This window comes from Arthrobacter halodurans (genome assembly GCF_041877255.1).
Classification (GTDB): Bacteria; Actinomycetota; Actinomycetes; order Actinomycetales; family Micrococcaceae; genus Arthrobacter_N; species Arthrobacter_N halodurans.
Window position 1 is genome coordinate 29964 of record NZ_JBHDLJ010000007.1, and the last position, 16682, is coordinate 46645.

Genomic DNA, 16682 nt, shown 5'->3' on the forward strand with positions numbered 1-16682 from the left:
GCCGGTCGCGGCCGGCGTCCCCTTCCGCCGTCGGGTCCTGGGCCGGTCCCGCTCAGCCCGGAACCGGCCCGGGGCCGGCGCCTCCGCGGTGCCGCGCCCGCAGGGCCTGGCGCAGCGGGCCGGATCCGCCACGGCGGAAGGCATCCACCGGGCGGGCGCGCAGGGCCGGTTCGTGCGAGCCCAGCCATGCTGCCGCACGATCGGGGGCGAAGGCGCGGAGCAGGGGCTCCAGCAGCGAGACCAGGTCGGCGAGCCGCGCCAACTCCTCGGGGTCGGGCGTTTCCTGCCCCCGGGCCCACGCGGCGAGCCGGTGCACGGGCACGCCGACCATCTCTGCGGCCAACGCGTGGCCCAAGACGCCCGCGGCGCGCAGGGCCATCCCGGCCGGTCCGTTCCCCGTCGCCCTATCCATGCCGTTCCCGTCCCCAAGTGTGCGCTGCGTATCCCCTGCTCATAAGGTAGGCCCCCGCAGACGCGGGGACGAGACTTGACCGGCGCATGTGACCCGAGACACGTGTCCGTCCGGCGGTGCGGTCCCGGGACGGACGGGGCGCGCGCCCGACGGCGAGAACCCGCCACGGGACGTGGCGGGCTCTCGCTCTGCTTCGCGCCGGACGGCGGAGGCGGTTGGTGCCTAGGCGAAGTCGCTGACCGCCGGGTCGGCGCCGATGCGGCCCGCGTCGCCCTTGTCGAGGGCGTTGATGGCCGCGATGTCCTCGGCGTCCAGCGTCACGCCGGTCGCCTCCCAGTTCTCCACGATCCGCGAGGGCGTGACCGACTTGGGGATGACGACGTTGCCGAGCGCGAGGTGCCAGGCGATGACCACCTGCGCCGGGGTCGCCCCGTGCTTCTCGGCGATGGAGGCCAGCGCCGGCTCGGAGAGCAGTTCCGACCCCTGGCCCAGCGGGGACCACGACTGGTGCGCGATGCCGCGCGACGCGGCGTAGTCGCGCAGCTCGGTCTGCGGGAAGTACGGGTGGGTCTCCACCTGGTGGATCGCGGGCACGACGCCGGTGGCCTCCTCCAGCTCGGCCAGTGCCTCGACCGTGAAGTTGCAGACGCCGATGGAGCGCACGCGGCCGGACTTCTGCAGCTCGATCAGGGCCTTCCACGTCTCGACGTGCTTTCCCTGCTTGGGCTGCAGCCAGTGGATGAGGTAGAGGTCCAGGGTCTCCAGGCCGAGCCGCTCCATCGAGGCGTCGAACGCGGCCAGCGTCTCCTCGTAGCCCTGGTCCGCGTTCCAGACCTTGGTGGTGATGAAGAGATCCCGGGGGTCGAGGCCGGAACCGGCGATCGCGCGTCCGACACCCGCCTCGTTGCCGTAGATGCGGGCCGTGTCGATGTGGCGGTAGCCGGCCTCGAAGGCCTGAAGCACCACCTTCTCGGCGACGTCGTCTTCGACCTTCCACACGCCGTAGCCAAGCTGGGGGATGGTGTTGCCGTCGTTGAACGTCAGTTGCGGGGATTCGAAAGTCGTCATCGCCCCATCCTGCCACCGGTTGACCTTTGGCAACCACTTGGGGGCCGCCGGATCAGCGCAGGGCGAAACCGGGGCGCGGCGGGGGCGCCGGAAAGCTAGGGCGCTTCGGCGGAGGTGGCCGCGGCCAGCTGCCGTTCGGCCTCCTCGATGCCGCCCGCGACCACGTCGGCGCGGCGCGCGACGTTCTCCAGGCCGGCCGAGGCGTAGCCCCACCGCTCGCCGTCGAGCCGGGCGATGGCGGCGGACTGCGCCGCCATGGCGAGGTCGTTGGCCGCCTTGGACAGGGCCCGGTGCACCGGATTCAGCCGGAACGGGATGTCCTCGGTGGCGCTGGGGCTCAGGGCCTGCGCCGCGACACAGACGGCGCGGACCCGGCTCTGGAGGTCGGCCAGATGGTCGGCGATCATCACCAGCGCGTTGTAAAGGTCGTCGTCCTCGATGCCCTCCAGCACCTGGTGGAACCGGTCCAGCCCGCGTCCGTAGCGGTCGTGCGCCCGGCGCCAGACGCCCGTTCCCAATTCCTTCTCCTCGCGCCGCGCGCCGCGGGCGGCTCCGAAAATGCCCACGCCTACAGGTACTGTCCGGGGCCGCCGTCGAGCCCGGGCGCCGCCGCGTCACCCGGGCGCGGCGGTCCCGCCCGTACGGGCTCCCCCGCGTCGTTGATGACGATGCCGGGCGCCACCTCCGTCCCCGGGGGAAGTTCCCTGAGCTTGATGCGCTGCGCCAGCTGCTGGCTCGCGATCTGCTGGGCCGCCAGCGCGGTCTGGATGCCGTGGAAGACGCCCTCGAGCCAGCCCACCAATTGGGCCTGGGCGATGCGGAGTTCGGCTTCCGAGGGCGTCTCGCCCTCCCCGAAGGGCAGGCGGATCCGGTGCAGTTCCTCGACCAGCTCCGGCGAGAGGCCGTCCTCGAGTTCCCGCACGGAACGCTCGTGGATGTCCGCCAGGTGCGTCCTCGCCAGTTCGTCCAGCGGGGCGGACTTGACCTCCGCGAGCAGCTGTTTGATCATCCCGCCGATGCGCAGGACCTTGGCCGGTTCGTCGACCAGCCCGGTCACCCGGAAGGACTCCGTGGCCCGGCCGTCCCGCTGCCCCGCGGGCTGTCGGTCCGCGGACAGCCGCTCCGGCGGACGGGGCCCGTCCGGTCCCGCCAGCGGGCCCGCCGCTCCGAAGGGCCCGTCCCCTGGTTCCGCGCCCGGCCCCGCGAACCTCGTCCCGCCCCACGCCTGCGCCTCGTCGGCGAGCCGCCGGCCCGTGGCCGCGGCGGGATCGTCGGCGCGACGGGGGTCGGAGGACTGCTGATCGCTCATGGATCCATCTTGCCACGGCACCGCCGCACGCGCCCCGGGTGCACGCAACGCGGAGACACCGTCCGCGGCCACAGCGGTTGCGTCGGAAGACGAAAGAAGGGGGCCGCGAACCGTGCGGTTCGCGGCCCCCCTCGCGCGTGCCCCGGTGGGTCGCCTAGCAGCAGCGACCCTGGGGGTTCTTGTCCTCCCAGTCCATCTTCTCGCGCCAGAACTGCCGCTCCGTCAGGGGCGCGTGGCCCGGGTGGGTGCGTTCGTGGTGCTCGAGGTACTTACGGTACGCGTCGGCGCCGAGCATGCCCTCGAAGTACCAGACGACCTTGCCCCACACGGACACCGCGGCGGCGACCAGCCCCGCGGGGCGGGCCGGACCGGCACCCGATTCGGCGGCCACGGCTAGTGGCCGCCTCGGGAGCGCGGCGCCGTGGGCACTGCCTTCCACTGCGCCTCCAACTCCTTCTCCGCCTTGCTGGAGATCAGCCCGGCGGGGGCGTAGATCTCCGACTCGACCCGCGGGTCCTCGGCGTCCGACGGTCGGCCGTTCGGGTAGGACCGGATGGCCGCGAGGACGGCTGCGACGATCACGATGATCGCGAGCGTCACGAACACGATCGAGAGCGTCCCCTGGACGGTGGTGTTGCGCACCACCGCCTCCATGGCCTCGACGCTCGTCGCCGTGCCGAACTCCTGCTTGCCCTCCGCCAGCGCTGCGCGGAACGCGCTGTTTTGCGCCCAGTAGCCGACCGCGGGGACCGGGGAGAAGATCTTGTACAGCGACGCGGTGACCGTCACGACGGTGGCGAACGCCAGCGGCAGGGCGACCACCCAGAGGTACCGGAAGTTGCCGCCCTTGGCGACGATCGCCATCACCACCGCGAGCGCGATGGCGGCGAGCAGCTGGTTGGCGATGCCGAAGAGCGGGAAGAACGTGTTGATGCCGCCCAGGGGGTCGGTGACCCCCAGGATCAGGATGTACCCCCAGGCCGCCACCATGATGGCCGTGCAGATCCAGGCGCCGGTCCTCCAGGACGTGTCCTTGAACTTCGGGATGAAGTTGCCGATCGTGTCCTGCAGCATGAAGCGCGCCACGCGGGTGCCGGCGTCGACGGCGGTGAGGATGAAGAGCGCCTCGAACATGATGGCGAAGTGGTACCAGAAGCCCATCATGCCGGGCCCGCCGAACCACTGGCCCAGGATGTGGGCGATGCCCACGGCGAGCGTCGGCGCGCCGCCGGTGCGCGAGACGATGCTCTCCTCGCCGACGTCGGACGCCAGCTGCGTGAGCATGTCGGGGGTGAGGTTCACGCCGGCCAGGCCGAGGCTGTTGACGAACGCCACGGCCCCCTCGACGGTGCCGCCGGTGGCCGCGGCCGAGGAGTTCATCGCGAAGTAGATGCCGCGGTCGATCGAGATCGCGGCGACCAGCGCCATGATCGCGACGAAGGACTCCATGAGCATGCCGCCGTAGCCGAGGAAGCGCGTCTGCCGCTCCTTCTCGACCATCTTCGGGGTGGTTCCGGAGGCGATCAGCGCGTGGAACCCGGACAGCGCGCCGCAGGCGATGGTGACAAAGAGGAACGGGAACAGCGATCCGGCGACGACCGGGCCGTTGTCCCGGCTGGCGAATTCGGAGATCGCCGGCACGGAGATCTCGGGCCGCACGACGAGGATGGCGGCGGCGAGCAGGAAGATGACGCCGATCTTCATGAACGTCGAGAGGTAGTCGCGCGGCGCCAGCAGCAGCCACACGGGCAGGACGGCGGCGACGAAGCCGTAGACGATGATCGACCACGCGATGACCGGACGGTCGAGGGTGAACAGCGCCGCTCCGAGCTCGGACTCGGCGACCCAGCGGCCGGAGATGATCGCGAACATCAGCAGCACGAAGCCGATGATGGAGACCTCCAGGACCTTGCCCGGGCGGATGTACCGCAGGTAGACGCCCATGAAGAGGGCGATCGGGATGGTCAGGGCGACCGAGTAGACGCCCCACGGGGACTCCCCGAGGGCGTTGACCACTACGAGGGCCAGGATGGCCACGATGATCACCATGATGGCGAGCGTCGCGATCAGGGCGGCGGTGCCTCCGATCAGGCCGAGCTCCTCGCGGGCCATTTGACCCAGGGAACGGCCCCCGCGGCGCATGGAGAAGAACAGCACCAGGTAGTCCTGGACGGCGCCGGCAAGCACGACGCCGACGATGATCCAGATGGTGCCGGGCAGATAGCCCATCTGCGCGGCGAGCACGGGGCCGACCAGCGGACCGGCGCCGGCGATGGCGGCGAAGTGGTGGCCGAAGAGCACGCGCCGGTCCGTCGGCATGAAGTCCTTGCCGTTGGCGTTGTACTCGGCCGGCGTCGCGCGGGTGTCGTCCGGGCGGGTGATTTTGCGCTCGATGAACTTCGAATAGAACCGGTAGGCCACCAGGTAGGTGGAGACGGCCGCGAAGACGAACCAGATGGCGTTGATCGTCTCCCCGCGGGAGATGGCCAGCACCGACCACGCGACGCCGCCGACGATCGCGATGGCCGCCCACAGGACGATCTTGGCCGGGGTCCATCTGCGTTCTTCGGCCTCGGCGAGCGCCGGGTCGACCGCGTTCGGCGGTAGCTCCCGGGAGGGAGTGGAGCGTGTACTCATGGTGACAGCCTCTGGTTCTCGAGGGATAGGGTCGATGCGACGGCGGATCGCCGGTCCCGTTCCGAACTTCGGCTACCGCCAACTGGAGGTTACCCCGACCCGTGCCAAGGGTCACATGGTGAGCAGAACTTTACCCGTGTGGCGTCCGGAATCGAAGAATTCGTGGGCCTCGGACACGCGCTCCAGCGGGTAGGTGGCGCCGACGGCCGTGCGGACGCGCCCGGACTCGACGAGCGGCCACACGTGCTCGCGGACGCCGGCGACGATCTCCGCCTTCTCCGCGGCCGGGCGGGAGCGCAGGGTGGTCCCCGCGACGCTGGCTCGGCGCGTCATCAGCAGTCCGAGATCCAGCTCGGCCGTCGCTCCGCCCTGCAGGCCGATCACCACGAGTCGACCCCCGACGGCCAGGGTCCGCAGGTTCCGCTCCAGGTACTTGGCGCCCACCACGTCCAGGATCACGTCCGCGCCGTGGCCCCCGGAGATCTCGAGCATGCGCCCCACGAAATCCTCCCCGCGGTAGTCGATCCCCGCCTCCGCGCCGAACCCCCGGCAATACTCGATCTTCTCCGGGCCGCCCGCGGTCACCACCGCATGGGCCCCCACGGCGGCCAGCAGCTGGGTGGCCATGGTGCCGATCCCGCCGGAACCGCCGTGCACCAGCACCCAGTCCCCCTGCCGGACGGCCGCTCCCATGAAGAGGTTCGACCAGACCGTCGCGGCCACCTCGGGCAGCGCCGCGGCGTCGCGCAGCACCGTCCCCGCGGGCACCGGGAGAACCTGCCCGGCCGGAACCGCCACGTACTCGGCGTAGCCGCCGCCGGCGAGCAGCGCGCAGACTTCGGCCCCGGCGTCGAATCCCTCGACCCCCGCCCCCGTGGCCGCCACCGTGCCCGAGACCTCCAGCCCCGGGATGTCGGACGCGCCGGGAGGCGGCGGGTAGACGCCCTTGCGCTGCTGGACGTCGGCCCGGTTCAGTCCGGCGGCCGCCACCCGGACCAGGACCTCGCCCGGGCGCACCGGCGGGACCGGCCGCTCGACCACCCGCGCCACCTCGGGCCCTCCGGACCCCGCGTATTCCACTGCCCTCATCGTTTGCTCCATGACGCGCTCCATCCTCCAACCGGCCGACACTTCCCGCGCCCCAGCCTAGAGGGGACGCCGGCGGGCGATCCGCCCGCTTTCCGTGGCCGACAGGCCCTGCCGTATAGTGCTGGGGACTGGAAGGTTGTCCGAGCGGCCTATGGAGCTGGTCTTGAAAACCAGTGTGCGGCGACCCCGCACCAAGGGTTCAAATCCCTTACCTTCCGCTCCCGGATCCCGCGGGGACGGCTCGGCGGCCGTCCCCGCGGATCCCCGATGCCCCGGTCCGCGGACCGGGGCATCGCCGTGCGCCGCGGACCGGGGCATCGCCGTGTGCCGCGTCGGCGCCCGCGGGGATCGACCGCGGATCAGCCGCGGACGTCTCCGCGCGCCGCCTCCGCTAGTGTCGGAGCATCGGGCCCCACGGGCCACCGAGCGACACGGAGCGTCCCCATGTACGAAGTACCCCAACAAGCCGGCCGCCGTTTCGTGGTCACCGGAGCCAACAGCGGCACGGGCCGGGAAACCGCGCTGCGGCTGGCGCGCGCCGGGGCAAGCGTCGTGCTGGGCGTCAGGAGCCCGGAAAAGGGCGAGTCCGCGCGTGCCTCGATCCTGCGCGAGGTCCCGGGGGCGGACCTGGAGGTGCGGCGGATCGATCTGGCGGACCTGTCCTCGGTGGCGGCGTTCGCCGCCGGACTGGTGGCCGACGGCCGCCCCGTCGACACGCTGGTCAACAACGCCGGCGTCATGGCCCCGCCGCGGCGGATGGAGACCGCGGACGGTTTCGAGCTGCAGTTCGGCACCAACTTCCTGGGGCCGTTCGCGCTGACGAACCTGCTGATCCCCCTGCTTCTGGAGAGCCCCTCGCCACGCGTGGCCACGATGTCCAGCGCCGTGTCCCACATCGGCAAGGTCAGGTTCGGCGACCTCCATTGGGAGCGCGGCTACCGCCCCATGCTCGCCTACGCCCAGTCCAAGCTCGGCAACCTGCTGATGGCGGTGCGCCTCGCCGAGGCCGCCGCGGCCCAGGGATCCCCGCTGATGAGCACCCTCGCCCACCCGGGGTACACGCGGACGAACCTCCAGACGGCGGGCGCGTCCCTCGGCCGCGACCGCCCGCGCAGGTCGCTGCCCGTCGAATGGGGAGGACTCCGCGCCCAGAACGTGGAGACCGGGGCCGAGCCGCTGCTGTTTGCCGCGGCCGACCCGGGCGCGGCCCAAGGCGCCTACTACGGGCCGAGCGGCCCGCTGGGGATCGCCGGTCCCACGCGGCAGACGGACCTGCCGAGGTCCGCACGCGGCGCCACGCTCGCCGGGTCCCTCTGGGCGGTCGCGGAGGACCTGACGGGCACGCGCCTGCCGCCGCTGACCCCGCGCACGGCCACGGGCCACCCCGCCCCGGCGACGGCCCCGGCAACCGACGCGCGCTAGACGCCCCGGCGTCGAGCGGCGCCCCGGCGTCGGGCAACGTTCCGGCGTTGGGAGGCGCCCCGGCCGATGCCTGGGGTGTCTCCGGGGGATCGGCCATGGTGGCGGCCGACGCGGCGCCGCGGTCTTCCCGAGTGCCCGCGGCCGGAGTCCGGGACCGGCCCGCAGGGGGCTTCCCGGCCGCCGCCGCATTGTGTAGGCTCCTTGTTACGCCCCTTGACAAGGCATGTCGTAGTGAAAAACCCAGTGTCACGGCCGATGCTGCGCCACCCGCGGCGGCCGTCCACCACCGGTCCATCCGCCGTTCACCCCCGGATGGTTGGCTCGGCACACGCGGCCCGCCCGGCGCCACGCCGACGCGGAGCGGCCGCGGCACAACAACCCACACCACCCCCGCTGGGAAACAAGGAGACCGTCCATGAGATCGCTGCCCCACCAGACACTGCTCGGAGGCGCGCTGTCGATCGGCCTGATCGCCGCGCCCTTCGCCGCGCTACCCGCCCTGGCCGCCCCGCCCGCAGCCGCGGTCCCGATGGCCGCCGGCGCGGAGGACGACCTCGCGGTCTCCGTCGCGAGCTTCAACGACTTCCACGGCGAGCTGGCCGCGGGCTATCCCGCGACGCTGTTCGCCGGCGCCGTCGAGGAGTGGCGCGCCGACCGCGGCGCGGCCACGACGCTGCTCACGAGCGCAGGCGACAGCATCGGCGGGACGAAGTTCGCCTCGATGATCCAGCAGGACGAGCCGACGCTGGAGATCCTCAACGCGCTCGGGCTGGATGCGTCCAGCGCCGGCAACCACGAGTTCGACAAGGGCTGGCCGGACCTGCGGGACCGTGTCGACCCGCTGGCGGACTTCCCCTACCTGGCGGCGAACGTCGTCGACTCCTCCGGGACCCCGGTGTTACCCGCGTCGCAGACGTTCACCGTCAACGGGGTGCGCGTCGCCGTCGTCGGGGCCGTCACCGGCGACCTGCCGACCCTCGTCTCCCCCGCGGGTCTGGCCGGCCTCACGGTCACGGACCCCGTCGAGGCCCTGAACGACGCCGTCGCCGCCCTCCCGGACGACGTCGACATCGTGGTCGCCAGCTACCACGAGGGCGGGACGGTCTCCGGGACGCCGGCCGAACCGACCGACCAGCCGGACACCAACCTGGACGAGGCGCGCGCGGCCAGCGGCGTCTTCGACCGCATCGTCGGCGAGACCTCGCCCGAGGTCGACGCCATCTTCAACGCCCACAGCCACGTCGAGTACAACTTCGTCGCCCCCAACGGGGACGCGACACGTCCCGTGATGCAGGCCGGCTCCTCGGCCTCGCACCTCGCGGTCGCCGACTTCCGGGTCGACCCGGACACCCGCGAGGTCGCCTTCGTCTCCAGCGAGGCCGTGCCCGTCGACGAGTCCGCCGACCCGGCCGCGCTGGCCGCGCGCTTCCCGGTGGTCGCCGAGGTCAAGGCCCTCGAGGAGGCCGCCGTGGCCGACGCCGCGGTCCTGGGGCGCGAGAAGGTCGGCGAAATCACCGCGTCGATCACCACCGACTACACCCCCGACAAGGTCGGCAGCGCCGGCGGGGACCGGTCCAAGGAATCCTCGCTCAACAACCTCCTCGCGGAGGCGCTGCGCAGCGAGCTGAGCTCGATCTCGGCCGCCGAGGTGCAGATCGGCGTCATGAACGCCGGAGGCGTCCGCGATGAGCTCTTCTTCACCAAGACCGGCCGCAGCGCGACGACCGACGACAAGACCGCCGCGGGCACCGAGGGCGACGTGACGTTCCAGGAACTCGCGAACGTCTTCCCGTTCGGCAACACGCTCTACGGCGTCGAGCTCACGGGCGCCCAGGTCAGGGAGCTGCTCGAACAGCAGTGGCGCGTGGTCGACGGCGTCGAGACCAAGCTGGCGCTCGGCCTCACCGAGAACCTGGACTACACGTTCGATTCGACGCTGCCCCTGGGCGAGCGCGTCACGGGCGTCTGGTTCGAGGGCGAGCCGCTGGACCCCGCCGGCACGTACTCCGTCGCGACCCTGAGCTTCCTGGCGCAGGGCGGCGACGACTTCAGCGCATTCCTCGGCGGGGCAGCCGGGGTGGACACCGGCTACTCGGACCTCGAGGCGCTGGTGAACCACGTCGAGGCCGCCTCCCCGCTGAGCCCCGACTTCACCCGCCGCGGCGTCGAGATCGTCGGCGCCCCGGAACGCGTCGAGGCCGGCGAGACGTACGCATTCGAGGTGCGCGGGATCGACCTGGGCTCCGACGGCGCCCCCGCGACGACCGAGCTGTACCTGGACTACGCCCCGGACGGCAAGCACCAGCGCACGCTCGAGACGTTCACGGTGACCGACGGGGCGGCGAGCGTGGAGTTCACGGCCCCCCGCAAGCTCCGCGGCGGCCAGCTGCTCGTGGGCAGCGAGGCCTCGGGGACCGAGGCCGTCGTTCCGTCCGAGGTCGCGGCCGAACGGACCTGCGGGGAGCGCCCGGGCCGCGGCAAGGCCACGGGCATCGAGAAGGGCCATGGCAACGCCCACGGCCACGCCCACGCCGGCTGCCGCGGCGACCAGCGCCCCGCGCAGCCCGCGGGCCGCTAGACCCGCGCGCCCCCACCTCGCACCGCCACCTTCGAAAGGCACCATCGTGCAGCGTCACCACTTCAGGACCGGACTCGCCCTGGCCGCGACCGCCTCACTGGCCGCGGGCCTGGGCGCCGCGCCGGCCATGGCCGCGCCGGACGGCTCCGGCCTGGTCATCAACGAGGCCTACCTCAGCGGCGGCAGCGCCAACGCCGTCTTCACGAACAAGTTCATCGAGCTCTACAACCCGACCGACGCTCCCGTGAGCCTGGACGGGTGGAGCCTCCAGTACCGCTCCGCCGGTGGAACGGCGGCCGCCAGCGCCGCCGTCGAGCTCCGGGGCACCGTCCCCGCGAACGGGTACTTCCTGGTCTCCGGCGGATCCAACGGCGACAACGGAAGCCCGCTCCCGCCGGCGGACCTGGCCACCTCGTTCAATCCGGGCGGAACCAGCGGGACGCTCTACCTGGCGGACACCGGGACCCGGCTGACGCTGCCCACGGGCTCCGTGGCCGGCGCGGCGGAGGTCGTCGACCTGCTCGGCTACGGCAGCTCCAACACCTACGAGGGCACCGCGGCGCTTTCCCCCGCGGGCAATGCGGATCCCCGGTCCTTCAACCGCACCGGAGCCGTGGACACGGACAACAACCGGGCCGACTTCACCCTGAGCGGCTCCGTCACGCCAACGGCCGCCGGGGGCACCGGCGCCGGTCCCGATCCCGATCCCGGGCCGGAACCCGAGCCGGAGCCCGCGGTCGAGAGGTCCATCGCCGAGATCCAGGGCGACGGCGGCTCCACGCCCCTGGCGGGGCAGCGCATCACCACGCGAGGCGTCGTCACCGCCGCGTACCCGACCGGCGGCTACGACGGGTACTACCTGCAGACGCCCGGCACCGGCGGCGACGAGGCGCCCGCCGCCTCGCACGGCGTCTTCGTCCACTCGCCGGCCACCGTCGGCGACGTCCGCGTGGGCGACCACGTCGAGGTGACCGGCACCGCCGGCGAGTACTACGGGCTGACCCAGCTCTCCGTCCCCGCCGGCGGCGCCTCCGTGCTCACGGAGCCCGCCGAGGCGGTGAAGCCGCTGGCCGTCGACTGGCCCGTCGACGACGCCGGACGCGAGCGGTTCGAGGGGATGCTGTGGGACCCACAGGGCTCCTGGACCGTCGCGGACAACTACGCGCTCAACAACTACGGGGAGCTCGGGCTCGCCTACGGCGAGAGCTCGCTCGTGGAGGGCCAGACCGCGCTGCTCCAGCCCACCGACGTCGCCCCGGCCGGCTCGTCCCGGGCCGCCGCCGTCGCGGCGGAGAACGGCGAGCGCCGGGTGGTGCTGGACGACGGCTCGTCCGTGGACTACCTGGGCAGCGACGCGAACAAGGACGTCCCCCTGCCCTACGTCGCGCCCGGTTCCCCCGTGCGCGTCGGCGCCTCCGCCGACTTCATCGGCAACGTGGTCCTGGACTACCGGTTCGGCGCGTGGCGCTTCCAGCCGCTCGCGCGGCTCACGGGCGCGAACGCGGCGGCCGACCAGCCGGCCGCCTTCGAGGACACCCGCACCCCGGCCCCGTCGGACGTCGGCGGCAACGTCAAGCTCGCCTCCTTCAACGTGCTGAACTACTTCCCGACCACCGGGGAGCAGCTGGCGGGCTGCACGTACTACACCGACCGCGACGGCGAGCCCGTGACCGTCCGCGGCGGCTGCGCCGCCCGCGGCGCCGCCGACGCCGAGAACCTCGAACGGCAGGAGGCCAAGATCGTCGCGGCCATCGACGGGCTGGGAGCCGACGTCGTCACGCTCGAGGAGATCGAGAACTCCGCGGCGTTCGGCCAAGACCGCGACGCGGCGCTGGCCACGCTCACCGCCGCCCTGAACGAGCGGTCGCCCGGGACCTGGGACTACGTGCGCAGCCCGCGGGCGGTGCCCGCCGACGAGGACGTCATCCGCACGGCCTTCATCTACCGCTCGGACGCCGTCCGCCCGATCGACGAGTCGGTCATCCTGGACGACCCGGCGTTCTCCAACGCCCGTCAGCCCCTCGCCCAGACCTTCATGCGCGTCGGGGGCAACAACGCCACCAAGTTCGTGGCCATCGTCAACCACTTCAAGTCGAAGGGCTCTCCCCCGCGCGACGGCTCCGGCAACGACGACCTCGGCGACGGCCAGGGCGCGTGGAACGCGGCACGCGTGGACCAGGCCGAGGCGCTCGTGGCCTTCGCCGAGGAGATGAAGGACTACGGCAACACCGACAAGGTGTTCCTCACCGGCGACTTCAACTCCTACTCCGCGGAGGATCCGATGCGGGTGCTCTACGCGGCGGGCTACGTGAACCAGGGAGCGAAGACGGGCAAGCACTCCTACCTGTTCGGCGGGCTCGTCGGGTCGCTGGACCACATCCTCGCCTCCCCCGCCGCCGACGCGGTCGTGACCGGGCGGGACGTCTGGAACATCAACGCGGTCGAGCCCATCGCCCTCGAGTACAGCCGCTTCAACTACAACGTCGTCGACCTGTACGAGGCCTCGCCCTACCGCGCGTCGGACCACGATCCGGTCATCGTGGGGCTCCAGCTGGACAAGCACCCCCCGGGCAAGGGCCGCGGCGCCCGACCCTGATCGGTTCTCCGGGCCGGTGTCCGGGACCTCGCGGTCCCGGGCGCCGGCCCTTGCCATGCGTCCCCCAACCCCGCCGCCCGACCGCGCAGTAGATGTCCATTGCCGATATTGTGTGAGACACAGTATCGTGTGTCACATGGTCGATGACGAGATCCTCGCGGGGCACCTCCAGGAACTGCGGCGCGGAACGATCGTCGTCGCCTGCCTGGCCACCCTCTCCACACCCGGCTACGGCTACTCGCTGCTCGGCACGCTGGAGCGGGCCGGGCTCTCCGTGGACGCGAACACCCTGTATCCCCTGCTGCGCCGGCTGGAGCGGCAGGGGCTGCTCGACGCGCGCTGGGACACGGAGGAGTCCCGGCCGCGCAAGTTCTACCGGACCAGCCCGGCCGGCGCCGAGGTCCTGGACGGCCTGCTCTCCGCCTGGGAGTCACTCCACGGCTCCCTCACCGCCCTGCGCGGCGTTCCCCGCCCACCCGGCGACCACGACACCCCCGGCGGCACCGCCGCCACGGATACCTAGGAAGCACCATGGCCACTCTCACCGAGCGCTACATCGCCGTCGTTTCCCGCGGCGTGCCCGAGGCCCAGCGCGCCGACGTCGAGCGCGAACTCGCGGCTGCCATCGCCGACATCGTCGATTCGCGCGTCGAAGCCGGCGAGGAACCCGTCCGCGCCGAGCGGTCCGCCCTCAGCGAGTTCGGCGACCCGATGCGCCTCGCCGCGGACTACGCGGGCCGTCCCCTGCACCTGATCGGCCCCGCGTTCTACCCCGACTACCTCCGGCTGCTCCGGCTCCTCTTCTCGATCGTGCTGCCCCTCGTGATGGTGGCGGTCGCGCTCGGCACGCTGGCAGCCGGAGGCGATGCCGGCGAGACGGCCTCAAACACCGTGCTCACCGGCCTGAACACGGCCGGCCAGATCTTCTTCTGGACGACCGTGTCCTTCGCGCTCATCGAGCGGGGAGCCGGTGGAGCGGCGCGTCCGCCGGCTCCGTGGAACCCCGACCGCCTCCCCGAGGCTCCGCCGTCGGGCCCCGCGAGGCTCGGGGACACGATCGTGTCGATCCTGCTCGGCGCCGGCATGGCCGGATTCATCATCTGGCAGCAGTTCCGCTCGCCCTTCACCGACGCGGACGGCAGTCCGGTCGCGCTATTCGACCCGGCGCTGTGGTCCTTCTGGCTGCCCTACTTCGTGGCCGTGCTGCTGGCGGGCATCGCGCTCGAGGTCATCCGCTACCGCGCCGGGGGGTGGAGCTGGCCGCTGTTCGCCGTGAACGCCGTCCTGGACATCGCCTTCGCCGTCCCGGCGGTCTGGTTGCTGCTTTCCGGCGCCCTCCTCAATCCCGCGTTCACCGAGCTCCTCGCGTGGTGGCCGACGGCGGGCGACAGCGTCACGGCCGTCTCGGCGGTCGCCGTGGCCGCGGTGACCGCCTGGGACCTGGTGGACACCGCCCTGAAGACGCCCCGCGACCAGCGCGCCCTCGCCGCGGCGCGCGCGGCCCGCGCGGGGAATGCGGCGGATGAGCCGCGGGCGGCGCAGCCGGACCGCGGCCGGCGCCCCTAGCCCCTGTTCCGGGCCGGGCTACGTCCCCGCCAGCCGCAATAGCTCGCCGGCCACGGCGTCGGCGTCGGCGATCGTCCGGGCGCCGTCCTGCCACCCGCCCCCGGCCTCCGCGGCGATGGCCGTCCCCCACTGCACGGAGGACAGCTGCAGGCCGAGGACGAAGACGGCCCGGTGCGGCACCCCGGCGGCGTCCACGAGCCGGTACGGCTCGCCCACGACGTCGAACCCCGCCCCGGGGACATCGTCCCCGTCCGCGGTCCGCGTCGGGCGCGGCCGGGCCAGTCCCTCCTCCTGCAGCTGCACCAGCAGCGGCGAGAGGCTCTGCGCCACGCGGTTCGCGGGCATCATCGCCTCCAGCATGTGGCGCGACTCGACCGGAGGCGCGGCGACCCAGGGCGAGGAGGCCGTGAAGTGCCCGGCCTCCTCGTCGAGCGCGAAGACCGGATCGGCGCCGACGAAGTCGACGAGCCCGGCGCGCACCAGCGCGGCGAGCTCCTCGATCCGCTGGAGCGGCGGCCCGCTCGCGAGGCCCTCCACCAGGGGCTCGAACCAGCGTTGCAGGTCCTCGAGCCAGCTGGGTCCGTCGACCAGCCCCTCGGCCGCCATCCGCTTGACCACCATCCGCCCCGCGTTCAGCGCGCCGATGGCCATCTTCACGGGGTCGTCCTCGCCGCGCGCGGACGACCTGGCGTCCTCCTCGAGATACCCGAGCACCGCCTCCCGGAATTCCCCGGCGCTCGCGAAGCCACGTTCGGCGAAGGGATGCCCGAGCGCCGGCACGTCCAGCCAGCCCGCCTCCGGCGCCAGCTCCTCGACGAGGTCGCGCGCGAGGGTGCGCCATACCTCCTGGCCATAGGCGTGCGGGGCGTCCAGGATCTCGTCCAGCCTTGCCATGAACGCCCCGGCGCCCGCCGGGAACAGCTCCGGAGTGACCCGGGCCGCCGTGGCGTAGAAGGTCCGCAGCACGTCGCGGTGCAGCAAGGGCCAGATGTGGGCGCCGAAGGCCACCTTGCCGGCCGGCTCGCCCGGCGCGCCCTCGGCGGCCAGGGCGTGCACGGCCTCGAAGCTCAGGTGCACGAGCTCGACCGACGGCGGGATGAACGCGTCGACGCACGCCTTGGCCCGGTACGGGCTGCCGCGCCGCGACGCGGCGAACAGGACGGGCTCGCGCCCGCTGGCGCGGTAGGCCAGCGCGCGGCCCGGCCCCTCGCCGGTCTCCACGAACTCGCCCCCGCGCCCGACGCTCAGCTGGATCATCACGTCGAAGAAGTTCAGGCCCAGGCCGCGGACCAGCACCGGCTCCCCGGGCGGGTAGACGCCCCAGTCCACGTCCGCCGGGATGTTCGGGGGCTGGTAGTGCAGCCCGACCGACTTGGCGAGGGCGCCCGCCGCCTCCTGCCGCGGGTTCGGCCGGGCCGGGACGTGCCCGACCGCCAGCACGACGGCGTCGGCCCCCAGGTGGCCCACGGCGCCTCCGGCGTCGCGCACCTCGAGGACGTAGGAGGAATCCTCCCGGCGCAGCGACACGGCCTCCGCGCGGAGGTGCCGGACCGACGCGACGGACGGCAGGGCCTCGAGGCGGCCCACGACGCGCTCGTGGACGTGGCGCAGGTAGCGGCCGTAGAGCGCCCGCTGCGGGAAGGATCCGGCGCCCAGCGCCGCCAGCTCGGTCCGTTCGACCGGGCTCAGCTCCGCGCCGTCGCCCCCGCCGATCCGCCACTCGTCGAAGGTCAGGCCCGCCGCGTCGCCACCGCCGCGCGGCGGGGCGACGGTCGGGAAGAGGGCCGGGGTGTTCATGAGGTACAGCCTCGACTGTCCGGTGTCCCACACGTGGCCGGGCCCCGGACGGCGCGGGTCCACCACGGTCACCTCGAGCGGACGCAGCGGCCGGTCCCCGGGGGCATCGCCGTTCTCGAGCCGCGCCAGCAGGCGCTCCAGGACCGAGGTCCCGCGGGGCCCGGCACCGACGACGACCACCCGATGCGCTTCGCTATGTGCCATGCCT

Annotated in this window: 13 protein-coding genes and 1 tRNA gene; 6 read left to right on the plus strand and 8 right to left on the minus strand. The window is 72.9% G+C overall.

The features are described from left to right. Positions 1–52: 52 nt before the first annotated feature. The 7 genes from ACETWP_RS09980 to ACETWP_RS10010 form a co-directional block, all read right to left on the minus strand. On the minus strand, positions 53–412 hold the full coding sequence (locus ACETWP_RS09980; RefSeq protein WP_373972092.1) for a hypothetical protein: 360 nt from the start codon (positions 410–412) through the stop codon (positions 53–55). Positions 413–634: 222 nt separating this feature from the next. After that, positions 635–1480 (minus strand): aldo/keto reductase, encoded by an 846-nt coding sequence (locus tag ACETWP_RS09985; protein WP_373972093.1) that lies wholly within the window; start codon positions 1478–1480, stop codon positions 635–637. Positions 1481–1575: 95 nt separating this feature from the next. Continuing rightward, positions 1576–2046: a hypothetical protein gene (locus tag ACETWP_RS09990; protein WP_373972094.1), complete on the minus strand. Its 471-nt coding sequence runs from the start codon at positions 2044–2046 to the stop codon at positions 1576–1578. Between the two features lie 2 nt (positions 2047–2048). After that, positions 2049–2789: a bacterial proteasome activator family protein gene (locus tag ACETWP_RS09995; RefSeq protein ID WP_373972095.1), complete on the minus strand. Its 741-nt coding sequence runs from the start codon at positions 2787–2789 to the stop codon at positions 2049–2051. Between the two features lie 154 nt (positions 2790–2943). After that, entirely contained in the window at positions 2944–3180 is a 237-nt protein-coding gene (locus ACETWP_RS10000) for a YbdD/YjiX family protein (protein WP_373972096.1), read from the minus strand. 2 nt (positions 3181–3182) lie between these two features. After that, positions 3183–5426 (minus strand): carbon starvation CstA family protein, encoded by a 2244-nt coding sequence (locus tag ACETWP_RS10005; protein ID WP_373972097.1) that lies wholly within the window; start codon positions 5424–5426, stop codon positions 3183–3185. A 111-nt stretch (positions 5427–5537) separates the two neighbouring features. Further along, positions 5538–6515 carry an NAD(P)H-quinone oxidoreductase gene (locus ACETWP_RS10010; RefSeq protein ID WP_373972098.1) on the minus strand — a complete coding sequence of 326 codons (978 nt, stop codon included), beginning with the start codon at positions 6513–6515 and terminating at the stop codon, positions 5538–5540. Positions 6516–6645: 130 nt separating this feature from the next. Here ACETWP_RS10010 and ACETWP_RS10015 point away from each other — a divergent pair. The 6 genes from ACETWP_RS10015 to ACETWP_RS10040 all read left to right on the plus strand — a co-directional run bounded on the left by ACETWP_RS10015 (position 6646) and on the right by ACETWP_RS10040 (position 14677). Continuing rightward, a tRNA-Ser gene (locus ACETWP_RS10015) sits at positions 6646–6733 on the plus strand. Positions 6734–6959: 226 nt separating this feature from the next. Next, positions 6960–7937: an SDR family oxidoreductase gene (locus ACETWP_RS10020; protein WP_373972099.1), complete on the plus strand. Its 978-nt coding sequence runs from the start codon at positions 6960–6962 to the stop codon at positions 7935–7937. A 415-nt stretch (positions 7938–8352) separates the two neighbouring features. After that, positions 8353–10515 (plus strand): bifunctional metallophosphatase/5'-nucleotidase, encoded by a 2163-nt coding sequence (locus ACETWP_RS10025; protein WP_373972100.1) that lies wholly within the window; start codon positions 8353–8355, stop codon positions 10513–10515. Between the two features lie 46 nt (positions 10516–10561). Continuing rightward, a complete protein-coding gene (locus ACETWP_RS10030) occupies positions 10562–13111 on the plus strand; it encodes an ExeM/NucH family extracellular endonuclease (protein WP_373972101.1) in 2550 nt (849 codons plus the stop codon). Between the two features lie 136 nt (positions 13112–13247). Next, a complete protein-coding gene (locus ACETWP_RS10035) occupies positions 13248–13634 on the plus strand; it encodes a PadR family transcriptional regulator (RefSeq protein ID WP_373972102.1) in 387 nt (128 codons plus the stop codon). 8 nt (positions 13635–13642) lie between these two features. Further along, positions 13643–14677 carry a permease prefix domain 1-containing protein gene (locus ACETWP_RS10040; RefSeq protein ID WP_373972103.1) on the plus strand — a complete coding sequence of 345 codons (1035 nt, stop codon included), beginning with the start codon at positions 13643–13645 and terminating at the stop codon, positions 14675–14677. Between the two features lie 18 nt (positions 14678–14695). Here the strand turns inward: ACETWP_RS10040 and ACETWP_RS10045 are convergent, their stop codons facing one another. After that, positions 14696–16678, minus strand: a complete 1983-nt coding sequence (locus tag ACETWP_RS10045) for an FAD/NAD(P)-binding protein (RefSeq protein ID WP_373972104.1) — start codon at positions 16676–16678, stop codon at positions 14696–14698. Positions 16679–16682 lie beyond the last annotated feature (4 nt).